Source organism: Deefgea tanakiae (assembly GCF_019665765.1).
GTDB lineage: Bacteria > Pseudomonadota > Gammaproteobacteria > Burkholderiales > Chitinibacteraceae > Deefgea > Deefgea tanakiae.
Genome location: NZ_CP081150.1, coordinates 239,966 through 256,997, shown reverse-complemented (window position 1 = coordinate 256,997; position 17,032 = coordinate 239,966). Strand labels below are relative to the sequence as shown.

Sequence of the window (17,032 nt, the reverse complement as noted above, 5' to 3'; positions counted from 1 at the left end):
CTGCGGGTGATCTAACCAATGACTTTACGGACGACTTCAAGCAATTTTTGCGGATCAAACGGTTTAACCAACCATCCCGTCGCCCCCACCGCACGACCTTGTTGCTTCATCGTATCGCTCGACTCGGTGGTCAGCATAAGGATTGGAGTGCTGGCATATTGAGGTAATGCACGAACAGTGCGAATCAGCGTCAAGCCATCCATACCTGGCATATTTTGATCGGTCAGAATTAAATCCACTTGCTGATTTTTTGCTTGAGTCACGCCCGCATTGCCATCTGCAGCTTCAACCACCTCATAACCAGCGCTTTTAAGCGTAAATGCGACCATTTGTCGAATTGAGGTTGAGTCATCCACCGTAAGTACTTTTTTAGCCATACTGCCCCCCTTAATACATAATCAATTTACCGAAACTTACTGCGCAGTGATTTTTAATTGATACTGGACTACTGAAACGAAAATGCAGAAACAATCGTTATATGCATTAATAATCTGCAGTTCGTACAATTGAAACTTCATTTACTATAGACAAGTTTACGATCCGCGCAGCAAAAGATTACGCGAACCGCAAAAAAGTACAGCTAAAGCCGACAAAATAGAAATAGGCTGATTCTAGAGCAATACAAAAATGCGCTTCATTAAGAAAAAAACAAGGGTATATCTATTTAAGCAGCATAAAATATAAACAGTACACACATACCCAACAAGGCATGATTAATGAATGGATAATTTATAGAGTGCACTCGGTACCACCCCATCCATGCGAATTAAAAACTGATCGAAATGAAGCAGCCAAAAAGTAAAAATGCCGCTTAACGTTAATTAGAGCGGCACTTAAAACAAGAAGATCAATGATTAGAGTTATGAATTACTCTGAGGTGCGTAATAAACTTCAACCTCATTACCAATTCCAATATAATTAACTCGCAAAGCCAACGCCTTAACTAAAGAGATTCCACGGCCAAATGAATACACGGGTTTAACATGCTCTGCATCACCATATGTTTCCGACCAATTAAACCCTGGCCCACTATCTTTTACGCGAATACGCAGAACCTCCTGCCCCCGCAATACGACCCCCATTAAGTCAATCTCAATATGCCCCTCTTGCAAAGCCAATAGGCGATGCATTCGTTCGGTCAAATAGTATTCCATACCATCGGGATCTTGTTTAATCTTTGAATCCATACCCAAAAGGCCATGATCAACGGCATTCAAAAACAGCTCCGTCAAAATCAAAAACACATCAGATTGCGAGCCAGCCAGTGATTTGATTTCCTTAACAAAGGTCATCATAAACGGAATCGTATTGAGATATTTTAGCTCTGACGCCGTGAGCACCAGATTATAGCGCCAACTATTCTCATTCCTAGCTGCAAAATCAGCCGTAAATGATTGACTCAAATCCGAAGACAGCACATTCGCAACACGATGCTCACGCTGAGCAATACAGCCAAATGTCGCCAGCACCAAAGAGACATCGTCGTGATGCTTCTCCTGCTTCAAAAAGGAAGCAAATTCATCCTGAAAAAACTCAATGGGCTTGTTATCGCTAGGCTTTTTCAATAAATTTAGCAACCGTTCAACACCAAACTCTTCACCTTGGACATTTCTTGCCTCTACCAAGCCATCCGAATATGCAACAACAAAGCCTGCGCCATTCGAATAAAAACGTTCCGGCGAAAAATCCATTGAATGCGACGGCACAATACCTAGCGGTAAGTTCTTTGAACGGCATTCGGAAATAACGTCGCCAAGCTCATTTAATAAAAATACCGTTGGCATTCCACCATTCCAAACCTCAATGCAACCTGTTGCCTCATCGATTGAAATTAAGGTTACGCAGACAAACCGCCCCACTGGAAGCACTTGACGAACTTTATCGTTCATCTCCAGCAAGATATCGGCAATCGCATACCCTTTTTCGGTCATGCTATAAAACGGTTGTGTCAGGGGAAGTACATTCAGGGCCGCGGTTAAGCCATGACCGATGCCATCAGCAAGCATAACGTGAAGCGCTCGACCTGGAGTTCGTGCAGAAGCGATTAAGTCGCCAGAAAGACTTTCAGCAGGGGACAACAAATACTGTAGTTGCGGATCAGATAAGCGCTCAGAGTTTACGAGTTGCTCCATCAAATGACGTACAACACGCTTTTCTTCTTCCGCATTCTCGTAGTAGTCAGCAAGTCGCTCTGACTGCTCTCGAACTTTTCGGTTAAGCTCTAAAGTCCTACCAAATGCCTTTAGTTTTGCTTCAAGCACCCGGAAATTGACAGGCTTATTGATGTAGTCATCAGCACCACGCTCTATGGCATCGGCCAAGGCATTTTCTTCACCAATTCCAGTTACGAAGACAATCGGCACCCATCGCTCACCGGACTCTTCTTTAATCAAAATTGCAGCTTCAGGGCCGGACATGACAGGCATCATCACATCCATAAGCACCAAATCTGGTTGTTCAAGACGACACTGCTCTACGGCCTCAAGTCCATTTCGAGCCAATACTGCACAATGACCCAATGCCTCAACGAAGCGCGAGATCAGTAGCAATATGGCCTCTGTATCGTCGACCACCAAGATTTTCATCTCACATTACCTAATTGTGAAAATCTTGCCAAAGCATGCAATTTCTAATACTTGTTTGACTGTATCTCGGCAATTCACAAGTGCTAAATTTTTACTCGCTGCTGAAATCTTTTCCTTCAAGAGCAATAACATCCCAAGCGCAGAGCTATCTAGATAGTTCACGTTTTGAAAATCGACCAATACCTCTTTGATCTCAGGATTTGCAATCAAGGTCTCGCACACCTGCCGAAACTCTCGATGCGCACTAAAGTCGAACTGCCCCGACAAAATTACACGACCAACATTACCCTCAATCTGCACGGTAGGTGTCATACGATTTAACCCTATTAACTTGTAGTAAATATTTTAGATATCGCTCTAGTACTCACTATTCAACTCACAGAATCAGCAAATAAAACGACTCCATTCACACCTTAGTTGCCGCTATCGCTAGTGGCAAGCAAATCTTAAAAGAACTCCCAAAATCAAGCCTAGATTCAACACTTATATCACCACCATACGATGTAACTAAGTTTCGTACAATCGCCAACCCTAAACCGGTACCGTCCTTGCGAGTGGTAAAAAAAGGCTCAAATAGACGATTCCTAACCTCATCAGACATACCACAGCCCTTATCTCGAACTTCTAACACAAGCACATCGGCAGTAACGACTACCTCACAAAAAACTGACTGACCAGAACTTGATGCATAGAGTGCATTTTCAAAAATATTTGCCAAACATCCAGAAAGCTCCCTTGCATTGACTTTTACCCACAAAGGATCCAACGTCTCTTTCACCGCCAAACTTACACCTTTTGACTCAAACTGTGGCAAAACGTGCTGCACCGCATCTTGAATCACAAAGCGAATATCTAAAACATCTGTCAACTGCTGTTGCCCACGCACAAATCTCAACATATTTTGAATCAAAGTTTCTAGGTGACGCAAACGATCAAGTGATTTTTGCGCAAATCGAATGCGATCGTGTTCAGATAAAATCTGTCGACTCAAGTGTCCGTTATACAAAAGGGCCGTCGCAAGCGGGGTTCTCAACTGGTGAGCAAGCCCAGCAGCCATCTCACCCATCGCAGCTAGCCGCTCATGTCGAGCTAATGCCCCTCGCATCTCGTGTGCCGCAGTAACATCATGAAGCAAAACTAAACGCACATGCTCTTCTGGCACATCGACTTCTTCAAACAAAAGATATGAACTCTGATCCCCAAACCGATACTCTGAAACACCTGGTTCAGAAGTCAACTGCATTTGCTCTTTGACAATCTGCGGCCATACCACATCACCCTCACAACGCAGTATCTGTTTTGCAGCCAAATTTTGAGCCAAGACACGGCCAGTTGAATCTAATTCAAGTACACCTGCAGGCAAGCGATCTAACAAAAGCCGCAAACGCCTCGACAATGCAGACTTCTCTTTAAACTCACTTAATAATTTGCCATTTGCTACTTCTAGCTGCTCAGTTAAGGTAGTCACCTGCCCTTGCAAGTCAGCGTAAGCTAAGGACAACTGCTCCGAGGCTGCAGTGAATAAAGCAAATGCTTCCTCTAAATTTCGCGGGTCAATCAAATCATCTTGTGAATTCATAGATAACTATCCTTGTTGCATTTACGAATATGGATTATAAAGATTTAACAACGATGGACTAAACATACAACTTACCCATCGACAGCAACCCTTTAAAAACAGCCACTTTGCAAAAAATATTGTTTAACCGCTGTATATTTGTAATCCTAGGCCGATAATGCATTATTCAATTCACCCTTAGCCGCTTGGAGTAGAGTCGTGTCAGACCTTCTAAAAAATATTGACGCCCGTACCAAATTGGCAGGGACCAACAAACTTGAGATTTTACTCTTCACTTTAGGCCTAGACCAAAGATCGGGCCGAAGAGAAACGTTCGGAATTAATGTATTCAAAGTTCGTGAAGTAATGCGAACCCCTGAAATCACGCAAGCGCCCGATATGCCTTCTTCTGTTGAAGGTATGGTCAGCTTACGTGGTGTTTTGGTCCCTGTCATCGACCTAGCAAAATACGCTGGTATTATCACAGACAGTAAACCTGAAATTATGGTTGTTTCAGAATACAACGGCCATACTCAAGGCTTTCTAGTTGAAGCAGTAGATACTATTTTGCGCCTTGACTGGTCTGTGATGCGGGTCCCCCCAGATATGCTGACTATGCAAATGGGCGGCTTAGTCACCGCGGTAACCGAACTTGATAGTGGCAAATTAGTAATGATGCTCGATGTCGAAAAAGTGCTTGCGGAAACAACTCAAAAGAGCAATACCATCGATACTGCTGCAGTCATCAGTGACGCAAGTATCAGCCACAAAACAGTATTTTTTGCCGATGACTCTTTAGTAGCACGAAGTCAAATTGAACAAACCCTTGATGCAATGAACGTTCACCACATGCATGCGATCAATGGCAAAAGAGCATGGGATGAACTGTTAAAACTAGCTAAGTCTGCAGAAGTACAAGGCAAAATGGTCAAAGATCTTGTTCACCTAGTTTTAACTGATGTAGAAATGCCTGAGATGGATGGCTATATGCTCACAAAACAGATCAAAAGTGATCCACGCTTTGTTGGGATTCCAGTGCTAATGCATTCGTCGCTATCTGGGCTATCTAACCAAAAACTCGGCCAATCCGTCGGTGTAGATGGGTATGTAGCGAAATTTGAGCCACATAAACTTTCAGAAAGCATCATGAATTTTTTGCGTCGCGAATAGACCAAAGCGCCAAAAGCACAAAGACGAGGTAACCCATGAGCAAGCCACCACAAGCAAACTTACTAGATACCGTAGATGCGCGCACTAAACTTGCGGGCTCCAACAAGATGGAAATCCTACTTTTCTCACTAGGAACTCGCGAAATTTTTGGTATCAATGTGTTTAAAGTTCGCGAAGTCTCTCAAACGCCAAAAATCACTAAAACACCAAACATGCCTCATGGTGTAGAAGGCGTTCTTTCTTTACGTGGCAATATCATCCCGGTCATTTCACTTGCCCGGTTTATTGCAACTAATGAGGAGCCGGCAAGTGATGCAACGAGCACAATGATTGTTACTGAATTCTCTAAGCACACTCAAGCGTTTCTAGTGCACGACGTCGATCGTATTATTCGTGTGGATTGGGACAAAGTCCGTGCTCCAGAAACTATGCTTGCAGGTAACCAAGCTCTTATTACTGCCATTACCGAATTACCTGATGGCAAGCTAGTATCCATTCTGGATGTTGAGCAAATTTTAGCTACCGTGATTGGTGAACCAATTATTCCAGACCTACCACCAACGACAATTCATCCTGAAACGTTCATGTTCTTCGTTGATGACTCTATGGTTGCACGAAAAGAAATCATCAGTGTTCTGGATAAAATCGGTATCAAATATCATCAAGCGAACAACGGCAAGGAAGCTTGGGATAAATTGCAAAATTTAGCAAATCGGGCTGTTCACGATGGCGAAAGTTTGCGAGACAAATTAAAATTAATATTAGTAGATGCTGAAATGCCAGAAATGGATGGATATGTTCTTACAAAGCACATTAAGTCCGACCATCGTTTTAAAGGTATTCCAGTGGTCATGCACTCATCATTGTCATCAAATGCAAATCGAGCAATGGGTGCCAGTGTAGGCGTAGATGCTTATGTTGCAAAATTTGATGCCCTGATTTTAGCTGACACGCTTTCCCCGATGTTGAGCAGCCAAAGCTAGTTCAACTCTTCGTTTATTTGTTGCACATTTATTTTGCGCGTTTATCAATAGTGATAGCGCTACTGGAGTTAAGTTATGGCAGATCAGAACATGCGTTTTCTCGTGGTGGATGACTTTTCCACTATGCGTCGCATCGTCCGGAATCTTCTAAAGGAGCTCGGATTCACCAATGTGGATGAAGCCGAAGATGGGCAAGTTGCGCTTCATAAGTTAAAAAATGGCCAGTTTGAATTCGTGGTTACAGATTGGAATATGCCAAATATGACAGGAATTGAATTGCTTAGGGCAATTCGTGCAGATGCTCAACTAAAGCATTTACCTGTTTTGATGGTTACCGCAGAAGCAAAAAAAGAAAATATCATTGAAGCCGCCACAGCAGGGGCAAGCGGTTATGTGGTCAAACCCTTTACTGCTGCCACACTAGATGAAAAGCTGAAGAAAATTTTTGCAAATATGGCGAAATAATTTTCAGCACCATAACACACGAAAGCAGGAGGCACTGTGAGCGATAATGCATTAAATAACGGGGACTCACCCGATCTTGAAGCACTGTTTGATAGCATAGTTCAGTCAAATTCTAGTGATGTAAGCACAACAGAATCTGAGTTGAAATCTACATCCGAGCATTCAGTGGCGATGGATGAACCAGCTAAATCAATGTTTTCACATATTGGGCAAATCACAAGAAAACTACATGACACGCTACGCGAACTAGGTTTGGATAAATCGCTGGAATCTGCTGCGGCTTCAATTCCAGATGCCAGAGATCGATTATCTTATGTTGCAACGATGACCGAGCAAGCAGCTGAGCGGACATTAAATGCACTCGATGTAGCAAAGCCCCTGCAAGACAATATCACTGAAAGCTCAAAACGCCTTTCAGCACAGTGGGATCAATTCTACAAGCACGAGCTTAGTATTGATGAATTCAAAAATTTAGTAGAGCGTACGCGAACTCATTTATCAACTACAGCTCAACAATCAGAACAAGTTAGCAGTCAAATGCTGGAAATTATGATGGCCCAAGACTTCCAAGATCTGACAGGGCAAGTTATTAAGCGGGTTCTCAGTATGGCAAAAGACATGGAAAGCCATTTGCTTGACTTCCTGCTGATGTTTAATCCACAAGGACCAACTAAAACCGATGATGCCAGCCTACTTAATGGGCCAGTAGTCAGCGTGGAAGGGCGTACAGATATTGTTACTAACCAAGAGCAAGTTGATGACTTGCTAGAAAGCCTCGGATTCTGAGATCTTTCTGCACACAAGGGGTACACCATGAGTGTTTTCGGCGGAATGGAAGACCTACTGCAGGACTTCTTGACAGAATCCTCAGAGCTCTTATCTGAGGTTGACAATAAACTTGTTGAGCTAGAAAAACGACCAGACGACAAGGCGCTTTTGAATGACATCTTTCGTGGATTTCACACCATCAAAGGTGGCGCTGGTTTTCTAAATGTCGACTCTATGGTTAGCTTATGCCACAGAACAGAAAATCTGTTTGATAAACTCCGTAATGCCGAACTCACTCTAGATCCTGAAATCATGGATGAAATACTTGCTGCTACCGGTGTGGTTCGCGAAATGTTTGGTGAAATGTCACAAGGCAGGCAGCCTGCACCTGCCGATCCTGCACTTTTGAAAGCACTAGATGATGTATTGGAGGGGAGAAAAGCAGACTCTCCTACAGTATCGGTTGGTACTCCAAATGCCCTCCCTGTTATGTCTGCTGTCGAATCACTGTCAACCTCAACCAAAACAGAGCCCGATTGGCCGAATTTATACAACGCCCTATTAGGTGAGACCACGCCTGCTCCTGTTCAAACGTTAATTCAGTCTGAATCAAAGGTAATTGAAGACGCTCAACCAGAACAAGTGGAAGAACCAATAACAGCGAGCCCATTCTTAGAGCCTATGCAAAGCCTAAAACCCGCGCCTGCGGCAACAAGTAATGTGCGAGCTCAAGCAAATACTCAACAGCTCGCAACCCAAGAAACAACAATTCGTATTGACACTGTACGACTAGACCAAGTTTTAAACTTATCAGGTGAAATTGGGTTAACAAAAAACCGTCTTACCACCCTACGTGCGGACATTATGTCCGGCAAGATGGATGGAGTAACGCTAAAAGCGCTTGATGAAGCAATCGGGCAGCTAGACCTACTGGTTGGCGACTTGCAAAATGCGGTGATGAAAACACGGATGCAACCAATTGGTCGCTTGTTCCAAAAATATCCTCGTTTAGCACGTGATTTAGCCCGTCAAATGGGCAAGGATGTGGAACTAGTCATTTCTGGTGAAGAAACAGAGCTAGATAAAACGATGCTTGAGGATTTAAATGATCCTTTAGTCCATTTGGTGCGCAACGCAGTAGACCATGGTGTTGAAACGACTGAAGAACGAATTGCAAGTGGCAAGCCTGCGAAAGCAGTAGTCGAACTAACCGCGACTCAAGTTGGAGACCATATTCGGATTGAGATTATTGACGATGGCCGCGGTATGCGTCCTGATGTAATTCGACGCAAAGCCATCGAAAAAGGCCTGATTGATATTGAAACGGCAAATAGCCTAGATGACAAACAAAGCTTGCAATTAATTTTCCTACCTGGCTTTTCGACTAAAGATCAGATTTCAAGCGTATCAGGTCGCGGTGTCGGAATGGATGTTGTAAAAACAAATATCCAAAAACTAAATGGCCGCGTTGACATTCAATCGACAGTTGCCGAAGGCTCTCGCTTCACGATTTCACTTCCACTAACCCTTGCCATATTGCCTGTACTCGTTGTTAAAGTCTGCGATCAACCATTTGCAGTCCCACTTGCAATGGTTCGAGAGATTATTACAATCCGACAAGAACAAGTACAAGAAGTCTCTGGTCGTGCAACTATTGTAGTACGTGACGAGATCTTATCAGTTCGCTCTTTAGCTCACCTGATTGGCTGGAATGAAGTTCAGCTTCCGCAGTTTGGTGTTTTAATGCAGTCTGCTGAACACTCTTTTATTTTAGCCGTGGATAGCTTTATTGGTAGAGATGATGTTGTCATTAAGCCACTACAGAACATTCGACCTAAAGGTGTTGCTGGCGCTACTTTATCTGGAGATGGTTCTATTGTTTTAGTGCTAGATATGGAAGACCTACTCGCGTCAGATACAGCAGATTCTGCTGCTATCAAAACATCTCGATTCATAGAGCAATTTACTTAATTAGTTATATATTTACAAATAACGAATAAACTTACTAGGAGCACGGCGTATACGCCGGTTAGCCATATATGACGCAAGAGCATGCTTTTATTGGACGCCAGCCTATTTTAAATCGGCAACAACAGATTATTGGATACGAACTCTTATTTCGTCTCAATAAAGAATCTGTATCTGCTGAGTTCTCAAGTGATATGCAAGCAGGTACAAATGTCCTTGTAAACACGATTTCTAATATGGGTACAGACTGGCTTGTCGGAAGCAAGTTAGCATTCATTAATGTTGCAGAATCAATGCTAGAAAGTAATTTTCTAGAGTTATTACAGCCGCAGCGAGTTGTATTAGAAATTGTTGAATCTACGCAACCTAGTGCAGAGTTATTAAATCGACTAAAAGATTTAAGGTCTCAAGGTTTTGGAATCGCTCTTGATGATTTTATTTTAACGCCACAAACAGCGCCAATGATTGAGTTTGCTAATTATATTAAATTAGACATTCAACAGTTAGGAATGGCTCAGGTACCTGCTCTATCAAAAGAGCTACGTCGTCACCCAATTCTTCAAGTTGCAGAGAAAGTTGAAACAAAAGATGAATTCAAACAGTGCCTAGATATTGGGATGGATTGTTTCCAAGGTTACTATTTTGCGCACCCAGAAACACTATCAGCCAAAGTAATCAACCCAGGGTATGCAAACATATTGCAGCTACTCAATATGCTTCGAAATAATGCAGAAATCCGCGACATTGAAAATGCACTCAAACGAGACGTAGCACTCTCTTTTAAATTATTACGCTACATCAACTCCGCTGGTTTTGGTTTATCTTGTGAAATCCAGTCATTTAGACATGCCGTGACTATACTGGGCTATCAAAAGCTATATCGCTGGTTGACACTATTGCTTGTAACTGCCGGTGCCGAAACAGGAAGTCCACCCGCACTTCTAAAAACAGCTGTTACGCGTGGTCGGCTTGTTGAATTGCTAGGTGGTCATTTACTCGACGGTCAAGACAAAGATAATTTGTTTATTGTCGGCATGTTCTCTTTGCTCGATGTACTCCTTGATATGCCTATGGATAAAATCTTAGAGACCTTAATTCTACCTGAATCCGTCAGCGATGCTTTAATGGAGCATAGCGGTATCTATGGTCCATTCTTAGAGCTTGCTGAGGCTTGTGAAGACCCAGAGATGTCTGAAGTTCCTCGCTTATGTGAGCAATTACAAATAACACCAGACATGCTAAACCGTTCACATGTGCAAGCTCTAAATTGGGTTGAAGAATTAGGTGTTTAAGTGAATCGCACCGGGTTTCGCGGCGGCTCCAATTCTTGAGAGAATGGCGCTATGAAGAAATCAACTCACTTTTCCCCCGAAGTCCGCGAACGGGCTGTTCGCATGGTCATTGAGCACCTTGCCGAATATCCATCTGAATGGGCAACCCTCGTTTCAATTGCCAGCAAAATAGGCTGCACGCCAGAAACGCTGCGCACATGGTGCTGTCGGCAAGGTGGCGATACCGTTCAAGCCAACAAAAATTCAGCAGAGAACGAACGCATTAAAGCGCTAGAACGCGAAGTGCGCGAACTTAAAAAAGCCAACGAAATTCTGCGACTGGCCAGCGCGTATTTCGCACAGGCGGAGCTCGACCGCCGCTTGAAATCGTAAGAGGATTCATCGATACCCACCGTGAGCAGCACGGGGTCGAGCCGATCTGCAAGCTATTACAGGTCGCCCCGTCAGCCTATCGACGTTACGCCGCTCGGCTGCGCAATCCAGCTTTGCGTTGTCAGCGTACCATTCGTGATGAGCAACTGAGCGGTGAAATTGAGCGTGTCTGGCAATTGAATCATCAGGTGTACGGTGCGGTAAAAGTATGGCGGCAGCTCAAGCGAGATGGACATACTGTGGCGCGCTGTACCGTTGAACGCTTGATGCGAAGCCTCGGTTTACGCGGCGTATCGCGTGGCAAAGCGGTGCGAACGACACGTCCCGATCCTGCCGTTGCTTGCCCCCGCGATCATGTAAATCGTCAATTCGTAGCCGAACGACCGAATCAACTCTGGGTGTCGGATTTTACCTACGTGTCGACTTGGCAAGGCTTTGTCTATGTAGCTTTTGTGATCGATGTTTTTGCTCGTTATATCGTGGGCTGGCGAGTGAGCCGCAACATGCAAACCGAGTTTGTGCTGGATGCGTTGGAGCAAGCCCTTTGGGCGCGACAGCCAGAGCGTGAGGCGTTGATTCATCACAGCGACCGAGGTTCGCAATATGTTTCGATTCGCTACACCGAACGATTGACTGAAGCTGGCATCGAGCCATCAGTGGGTACAACTGGCGATAGTTACGACAATGCATTAGCGGAGACGATTAACGGACTCTACAAAACAGAAGTGATTCACCGTTTGGGACCTTGGAAAAGTCTAGAATCTGTGGAGCTAGCGACATTGGAATGGGTTTCGTGGTTCAATCACCATCGTTTGCTTGGGTCGATTGGCCACATTCCACCCGCGGAAGCAGAGGCAAACTATTATCGTAATCAAAGCGAGCAGGCCGTGTTGGTCTGACTCAAACCAAACAGCCTCCGCGAAACTCGGTGCGATTCAGCTTGCTCTTACTTTGTCAGAGCGGGAGGATCTCGTGGAATTTCTGCTGGGCAGTCATTCAGGTGCATTGCTGAGTACATTCAGCGTGCGGTATCTACAGTGAGTCGCGAGGTTAATCGTAATGGTGGGCGCGAGGGGCCAATATTGCCGATCAACGAGCGTGGGATTTTGCCACTCGTCCCAAACAATGCCGACTTGCTACTAATTCAACATTACAAAGCATTGTCGCCGAGAAATTACAGTTGGACTGGGCACCTCAGCAAATTGCGGGTTGGCTTAAACGTCAGTACCCTCAAAACACAGATCTGCAAATATCGCATGAAACGATCTATCGTAGCTTGTACATCCAAGCAAGAGCTGTGCTGAAAAAGGAATTAATCAAACACCTCCGATCTCGTAGGGTCATGAGGCGCTCAAAATATGCCTCATCCGAGGAGTCCTCTAGGACCAGCATTACTCGTCTTGTGTCGATTAAAGATCGGCCTGCTGAAGTAGAAACTAGACTTGTTGCTGGGCACTGGGAAGGCGATTTAATTTCAGGATCTAAGAACTCTCATATTGCGACGTTAGTCGAACGACATTCTAGGTTTACAATGCTGATTCAAATCGATGGGAAGGATACGAAAAGTGTCGTGTCCGCACTGACCCGTCAGGTTTTAGCTTTACCGAAGACACTGCGTAAAACGCTCACCTGGGATCGTGGTGGTGAGCTAGCTGACCATGAATCATTTCATGCCTCGACAGAGATGGCGGTTTACTTCTGCGATCCACAAAGCCCATGGCAGCGCGGAAGTAATGAGAATACCAATCGGTTGTTACGTCAGTACTTTCCCAAAGGCACTGATTTATCTGGGTACTCACAGCAATACCTAGACAAGGTTGCGCAAAAACTGAATCAACGCCCGAGAAAGGTTTTAGGATATATTTCGGCCGCTGAGAAATTGGCTCACGCGTTGCAATGACCGGTTGAACTCACCGTGGCCTTTTTTAAAATATCACGCTCCATTTTGGTCTCTGCCAATTCTTTGCGCAGTTGCTTTAATTCAGCGGTGAGCTCGGTGACGTTGAGCGATTCAGGCGGCTGAGCCAGATGCGCTTTACGTGCTTGTGTATTCCATGAAGCTAAAGTGCCGACGGACATATTGAGCCGCTGAGCAGCCTGCGCCACGGACATGCCTTGTTCGCTGACGAGCTTGAGCGCTTCACTTCTAAATTCGGGTGTGTAACGTTGATTTCTTTTTTACTCATTACGGCCTCCTGTTGGCTCGATTTTACCAAACAGGCGTGTCCACCCAACTCAGGCTACCTCTCCTAATTGCTTACGAGTTGGAGCATAACACCTCTAATCAGGTGGCCAAATTCAGTGTGCCACTACATACCTCATTTCCAGCACACAGCAAAAAGCCCGACTCTTTCGAATCGGGCTCTTCTTTAGGGAAGTCTGGCAATGACCTACTTTCACACGGGCAATCCGCACTATCATCGGCGCTGAGGTGTTTCACTGTCCTGTTCGGGATGGGAAGGAGTGGGACCACCTCGCTATGGTCGCCAGACATTAAACTGTCTGGTGCGGTGAGTTTTCTCACCACACTTTGAATTATCGCATTCAGCTGCACTATTTCTAGTAACACGCCTACAGCGCTAACTCACAAATCAATAGAAGAAGTAATTATACTACACTTTCCAACCACACTGTCTCAGTATTTATCTTTCGTATCATGCACTTACGTACACTCTACTTTCTTTGGGTTGACTATATCTTCGTCGCATTACGCGTCTCAGGTTATAGGATCAAGCCTCACGAGCAATTAGTATTGGTTAGCTTAACGCATTACTGCGCTTCCACACCCAACCTATCAACGTCCTGGTCTCGAACGACTCTTTAGAGGATTTAAAACCCTAGGGAAATCTCATCTTGAGGCAAGTTTCGCGCTTAGATGCTTTCAGCGCTTATCTCTTCCCGACTTAGCTACCCGGCAATGCCACTGGCGTGACAACCGGTACACCAGAGGTCAGTCCACTCCGGTCCTCTCGTACTAGGAGCAGCCCCCCTCAAATTTCCAACGCCCACTGCAGATAGGGACCAAACTGTCTCACGACGTTTTGAACCCAGCTCACGTACCACTTTAAATGGCGAACAGCCATACCCTTGGGACCGGCTACAGCCCCAGGATGTGATGAGCCGACATCGAGGTGCCAAACTCCGCCGTCGATGTGAACTCTTGGGCGGAATCAGCCTGTTATCCCCGGAGTACCTTTTATCCGTTGAGCGATGGCCCTTCCATACAGAACCACCGGATCACTATGTCCTGCTTTCGCACCTGCTCGACTTGTCGGTCTCGCAGTTAAGCCGCCTTTTGCCATTACACTATCAGTACGATGTCCGACCGTACCTAGGCGACCTTCGAGCTCCTCCGTTACAATTTGGGAGGAGACCGCCCCAGTCAAACTGCCTACCATGCACGGTCCCCGATCCGGATAACGGACCAAGGTTAGAACCTCAAAGGGGTCAGGGTGGTATTTCAAGGACGGCTCCACTGAAACTAGCGTCTCAGCTTCAAAGCCTCCCACCTATCCTACACAAACCACTTCAAAGTCCAATGCAAAGCTACAGTAAAGGTTCACGGGGTCTTTCCGTCTAGCAGCGGGGAGATTGCATCTTCACAAACACTTCAACTTCGCTGAGTCTCGGGAGGAGACAGTAGGGCCATCGTTACGCCATTCGTGCGGGTCGGAACTTACCCGACAAGGAATTTCGCTACCTTAGGACCGTTATAGTTACGGCCGCCGTTTACTGGGACTTCAATCAAGAGCTTGCACCCCATCATTTAATCTTCCAGCACCGGGCAGGCGTCACACCCTATACATCCACTTTCGTGTTGGCAGAGTGCTGTGTTTTTGATAAACAGTCGCAGCCCCCATTTCTCTGCGGCCTTATATAGCTCCAAACGCAAGGTTCTTCACCTATAAGGCACACCTTCTCCCGAAGTTACGGTGTTAATTTGCCGAGTTCCTTCTCCCGAGTTCTCTCAAGCACCTTAGAATACTCTTCCTACCCACCTGTGTCGGTTTGCGGTACGGTTCAATATAAGCTGAAGCTTAGTGGCTTTTCTTGGAAGCAGGGTATCAGTTACTTCATCACCTAAGTGAATCGTCATCATGCCTCAGCGTTAAGACCCCCCGGATTTGCCTAAGGGATCCGCCTACACACTTAAACCAACTATTCCAACAGTTGGCTAACCTAACCTTCTCCGTCCCCACATCGCACTTATATCAAGTACAGGAATATTAACCTGTTTCCCATCGACTACGCATTTCTGCCTCGCCTTAGGGGCCGACTCACCCTGCGCCGATGAACGTTGCGCAGGAAACCTTGGGTTTTCGGTGAGGGAGCTTTTCACTCCCTTTATCGCTACTCATGTCAGCATTCGCACTTCTGATACCTCCAGCATCCTTCTCAAGACACCTTCACAGGCTTACAGAACGCTCCTCTACCATATGCCATAAATGGTCATATCCGCGTCTTCGGTTATCAATTTGAGCCCCGTTACATCTTCCGCGCAGGACGACTCGACCAGTGAGCTATTACGCTTTCTTTAAATGATGGCTGCTTCTAAGCCAACATCCTGGCTGTCTGTGCCTTCCCACCTCGTTTTCCACTTAATTGATCATTTGGGACCTTAGACGGCGGTCTGGGTTGTTTCCCTCTTGACCCAGGACGTTAGCACCCCAGGTCTGTCTCCCATGCTCGCACTTGACGGTATTCAGAGTTTGCCATGGTTTGGTAAGTCGCGATGACCCCCTAGCCATAACAGTGCTTTACCCCCGTCAGTGATACATGAGGCACTACCTAAATAGTTTTCGAGGAGAACCAGCTATTTCCAAGTTTGTTTAGCCTTTCACCCCTATCCACAGCTCATCCCCTAACTTTGCAACGTTAGTGGGTTCGGACCTCCAGTGCGTGTTACCGCACCTTCATCCTGGCCATGGATAGATCACTTGGTTTCGGGTCTACGCCCAGCAACTATGCGCCCTATTCGGACTCGGTTTCCCTACGCCTCCCCTATTCGGTTAAGCTTGCTACTGAACGTAAGTCGCTGACCCATTATACAAAAGGTACGCAGTCACCCCATTTTTCAAGGGCTCCCACTGTTTGTATGCATCCGGTTTCAGGTTCTATTTCACTCCCCTCCCGGGGTTCTTTTCGCCTTTCCCTCACGGTACTGGTTCACTATCGGTCGATGATGAGTATTTAGCCTTGGAGGATGGTCCCCCCATCTTCAAACAGGATTTCTCGTGTCCCGCCCTACTTCTCGTACGCTTAGTACCACAATTGACTTTTCATATACGGGACTATCACCCACTATGGTTGGACTTTCCATTCCATTCTATTAAGTCTACTGCTATCACGTACAGGCTCTTCCCATTTCGCTCGCCACTACTTTGGGAATCTCGGTTGATTTCTTTTCCTCCGGTTACTTAGATGTTTCAGTTCACCGGGTTCGCTCTACTAGACCTATGTATTCAGTCTAGAGTGACCCAAAAGGGCCGGGTTTCCCCATTCGGAAATCGTGGGATCAAAGCACTTTGCCAGCTCCCCCACGCTTATCGCAGGCTATCACGTCCTTCGTCGCCTATCATCGCCAAGGCATCCACCAGATGCACTTATTCGCTTGATCCTATAACCTCAAACACGTAAACGTATTTCAAGTTACTGAAATCGTATTTGCGACTTGCAAGTGAGTTCTCATTTCACTTGCGGTTCAATCAAACTGGCATGAGACCAATTCAACTGAACAGATACAATCAACCCAATATATTTACTTTGAAATCAAATTTATCCATCACTGCAAGCAGTAATCTCTAAATCTAATTCCACAACAATGTTTATTGGAATTAATTACTTCTTCTATTTTGTTAAAGATCGATATTT

The 17,032-nt window shown here is 45.4% G+C and carries 12 protein-coding genes, 2 rRNA genes, 2 pseudogenes and 1 other annotated feature; of the genes and pseudogenes, 9 read left to right on the top strand and 7 right to left on the bottom strand.

Annotated features, from left to right (window positions below):
* Positions 1–11: 11 nt before the first annotated feature.
* From K4H28_RS01245 to K4H28_RS01230, 4 genes are all read right to left on the bottom strand, one after another.
* Positions 12–377 (bottom strand): response regulator, encoded by a 366-nt coding sequence (locus tag K4H28_RS01245; protein ID WP_221006465.1) that lies wholly within the window; start codon positions 375–377, stop codon positions 12–14.
* A 483-nt stretch (positions 378–860) separates the two neighbouring features.
* Positions 861–2,585 (bottom strand): ATP-binding SpoIIE family protein phosphatase, encoded by a 1,725-nt coding sequence (locus tag K4H28_RS01240; RefSeq protein ID WP_221006464.1) that lies wholly within the window; start codon positions 2,583–2,585, stop codon positions 861–863.
* Between the two features lie 6 nt (positions 2,586–2,591).
* Positions 2,592–2,897, bottom strand: coding sequence for an STAS domain-containing protein (locus tag K4H28_RS01235; protein WP_221006463.1), 306 nt, complete (start codon positions 2,895–2,897; stop codon positions 2,592–2,594).
* Positions 2,898–2,991: 94 nt separating this feature from the next.
* Positions 2,992–4,164: a sensor histidine kinase gene (locus K4H28_RS01230; protein WP_221006462.1), complete on the bottom strand. Its 1,173-nt coding sequence runs from the start codon at positions 4,162–4,164 to the stop codon at positions 2,992–2,994.
* A 198-nt stretch (positions 4,165–4,362) separates the two neighbouring features.
* Here K4H28_RS01230 and K4H28_RS01225 point away from each other — a divergent pair, with 198 nt between their 5' ends.
* The 9 genes and pseudogenes from K4H28_RS01225 (at position 4,363) to K4H28_RS01185 (ending at position 13,061) form a co-directional block, all read left to right on the top strand.
* On the top strand, positions 4,363–5,313 hold the full coding sequence (locus K4H28_RS01225; protein ID WP_221006461.1) for a chemotaxis protein: 951 nt from the start codon (positions 4,363–4,365) through the stop codon (positions 5,311–5,313).
* A gap of 35 nt (positions 5,314–5,348) precedes the next feature.
* The gene (locus K4H28_RS01220) at positions 5,349–6,296 is read left to right on the top strand and encodes a chemotaxis protein (protein ID WP_221006460.1); all 948 of its coding nucleotides are present in this window, start codon (positions 5,349–5,351) and stop codon (positions 6,294–6,296) included.
* Positions 6,297–6,371: 75 nt separating this feature from the next.
* On the top strand, positions 6,372–6,761 hold the full coding sequence (gene cheY / locus K4H28_RS01215; protein ID WP_027469243.1) for a chemotaxis response regulator CheY: 390 nt from the start codon (positions 6,372–6,374) through the stop codon (positions 6,759–6,761).
* A 36-nt stretch (positions 6,762–6,797) separates the two neighbouring features.
* Complete coding sequence (gene cheZ / locus K4H28_RS01210; RefSeq protein ID WP_221006459.1) at positions 6,798–7,547, top strand: protein phosphatase CheZ; 750 nt, start codon at positions 6,798–6,800, stop codon at positions 7,545–7,547.
* 27 nt (positions 7,548–7,574) lie between these two features.
* Positions 7,575–9,500, top strand: a complete 1,926-nt coding sequence (locus tag K4H28_RS01205) for a chemotaxis protein CheA (protein ID WP_221006458.1) — start codon at positions 7,575–7,577, stop codon at positions 9,498–9,500.
* A gap of 68 nt (positions 9,501–9,568) precedes the next feature.
* Positions 9,569–10,789, top strand: a complete 1,221-nt coding sequence (locus K4H28_RS01200) for an EAL and HDOD domain-containing protein (RefSeq protein ID WP_221006457.1) — start codon at positions 9,569–9,571, stop codon at positions 10,787–10,789.
* A 51-nt stretch (positions 10,790–10,840) separates the two neighbouring features.
* A protein-coding gene (locus K4H28_RS01195; protein ID WP_221006456.1) for an IS3 family transposase occupies positions 10,841–12,060 on the top strand; the annotation gives its coding sequence in 2 pieces (ribosomal slippage) (positions 10,841–11,120 and positions 11,120–12,060; 1,221 coding nt in all).
* Positions 11,116–11,232 (top strand) — a sequence feature (AL1L pseudoknot). It overlaps the preceding gene by 117 nt.
* A 78-nt stretch (positions 12,061–12,138) precedes the next feature.
* A pseudogene (locus K4H28_RS16875) lies at positions 12,139–12,210 on the top strand (helix-turn-helix domain-containing protein); the annotation flags it as partial.
* A gap of 32 nt (positions 12,211–12,242) precedes the next feature.
* Entirely contained in the window at positions 12,243–13,061 is an 819-nt protein-coding gene (locus tag K4H28_RS01185; protein ID WP_221007906.1) for an IS30 family transposase, read from the top strand.
* On the opposite strand, the pseudogene K4H28_RS01180 reads toward K4H28_RS01185, so the two are convergent.
* The 3 genes and pseudogenes from K4H28_RS01180 to K4H28_RS01170 all read right to left on the bottom strand — a co-directional run.
* Positions 13,046–13,327 (bottom strand): annotated as a pseudogene (locus tag K4H28_RS01180) (transposase); the annotation flags it as partial. The gene K4H28_RS01185 and the pseudogene K4H28_RS01180 sit on opposite strands and share 16 nt — an antisense overlap.
* A gap of 211 nt (positions 13,328–13,538) precedes the next feature.
* Positions 13,539–13,652 (bottom strand): 5S ribosomal RNA (gene rrf, locus K4H28_RS01175).
* 234 nt (positions 13,653–13,886) lie between these two features.
* Positions 13,887–16,778 (bottom strand): 23S ribosomal RNA (locus K4H28_RS01170).
* Positions 16,779–17,032 lie beyond the last annotated feature (254 nt).

What these genes read in the sequence shown, in the direction of transcription:
- K4H28_RS01245 (WP_221006465.1), bottom strand. Translation starts at nt 377, where the DNA reads ATGGCTAAAAAAGTACTTACGGTGGATGACTCAACCTCAATTCGACAA.
- K4H28_RS01240 (WP_221006464.1), bottom strand. Translation starts at nt 2,585, where the DNA reads ATGAAAATCTTGGTGGTCGACGATACAGAGGCCATATTGCTACTGATC.
- K4H28_RS01235 (WP_221006463.1), bottom strand. Translation starts at nt 2,897, where the DNA reads ATGACACCTACCGTGCAGATTGAGGGTAATGTTGGTCGTGTAATTTTG.
- K4H28_RS01230 (WP_221006462.1), bottom strand. Translation starts at nt 4,164, where the DNA reads ATGAATTCACAAGATGATTTGATTGACCCGCGAAATTTAGAGGAAGCA.
- K4H28_RS01220 (WP_221006460.1), top strand. Translation starts at nt 5,349, where the DNA reads ATGAGCAAGCCACCACAAGCAAACTTACTAGATACCGTAGATGCGCGC.
- cheY (WP_027469243.1), top strand. Translation starts at nt 6,372, where the DNA reads ATGGCAGATCAGAACATGCGTTTTCTCGTGGTGGATGACTTTTCCACT.
- K4H28_RS01205 (WP_221006458.1), top strand. Translation starts at nt 7,575, where the DNA reads ATGAGTGTTTTCGGCGGAATGGAAGACCTACTGCAGGACTTCTTGACA.
- K4H28_RS01200 (WP_221006457.1), top strand. Translation starts at nt 9,569, where the DNA reads ATGACGCAAGAGCATGCTTTTATTGGACGCCAGCCTATTTTAAATCGG.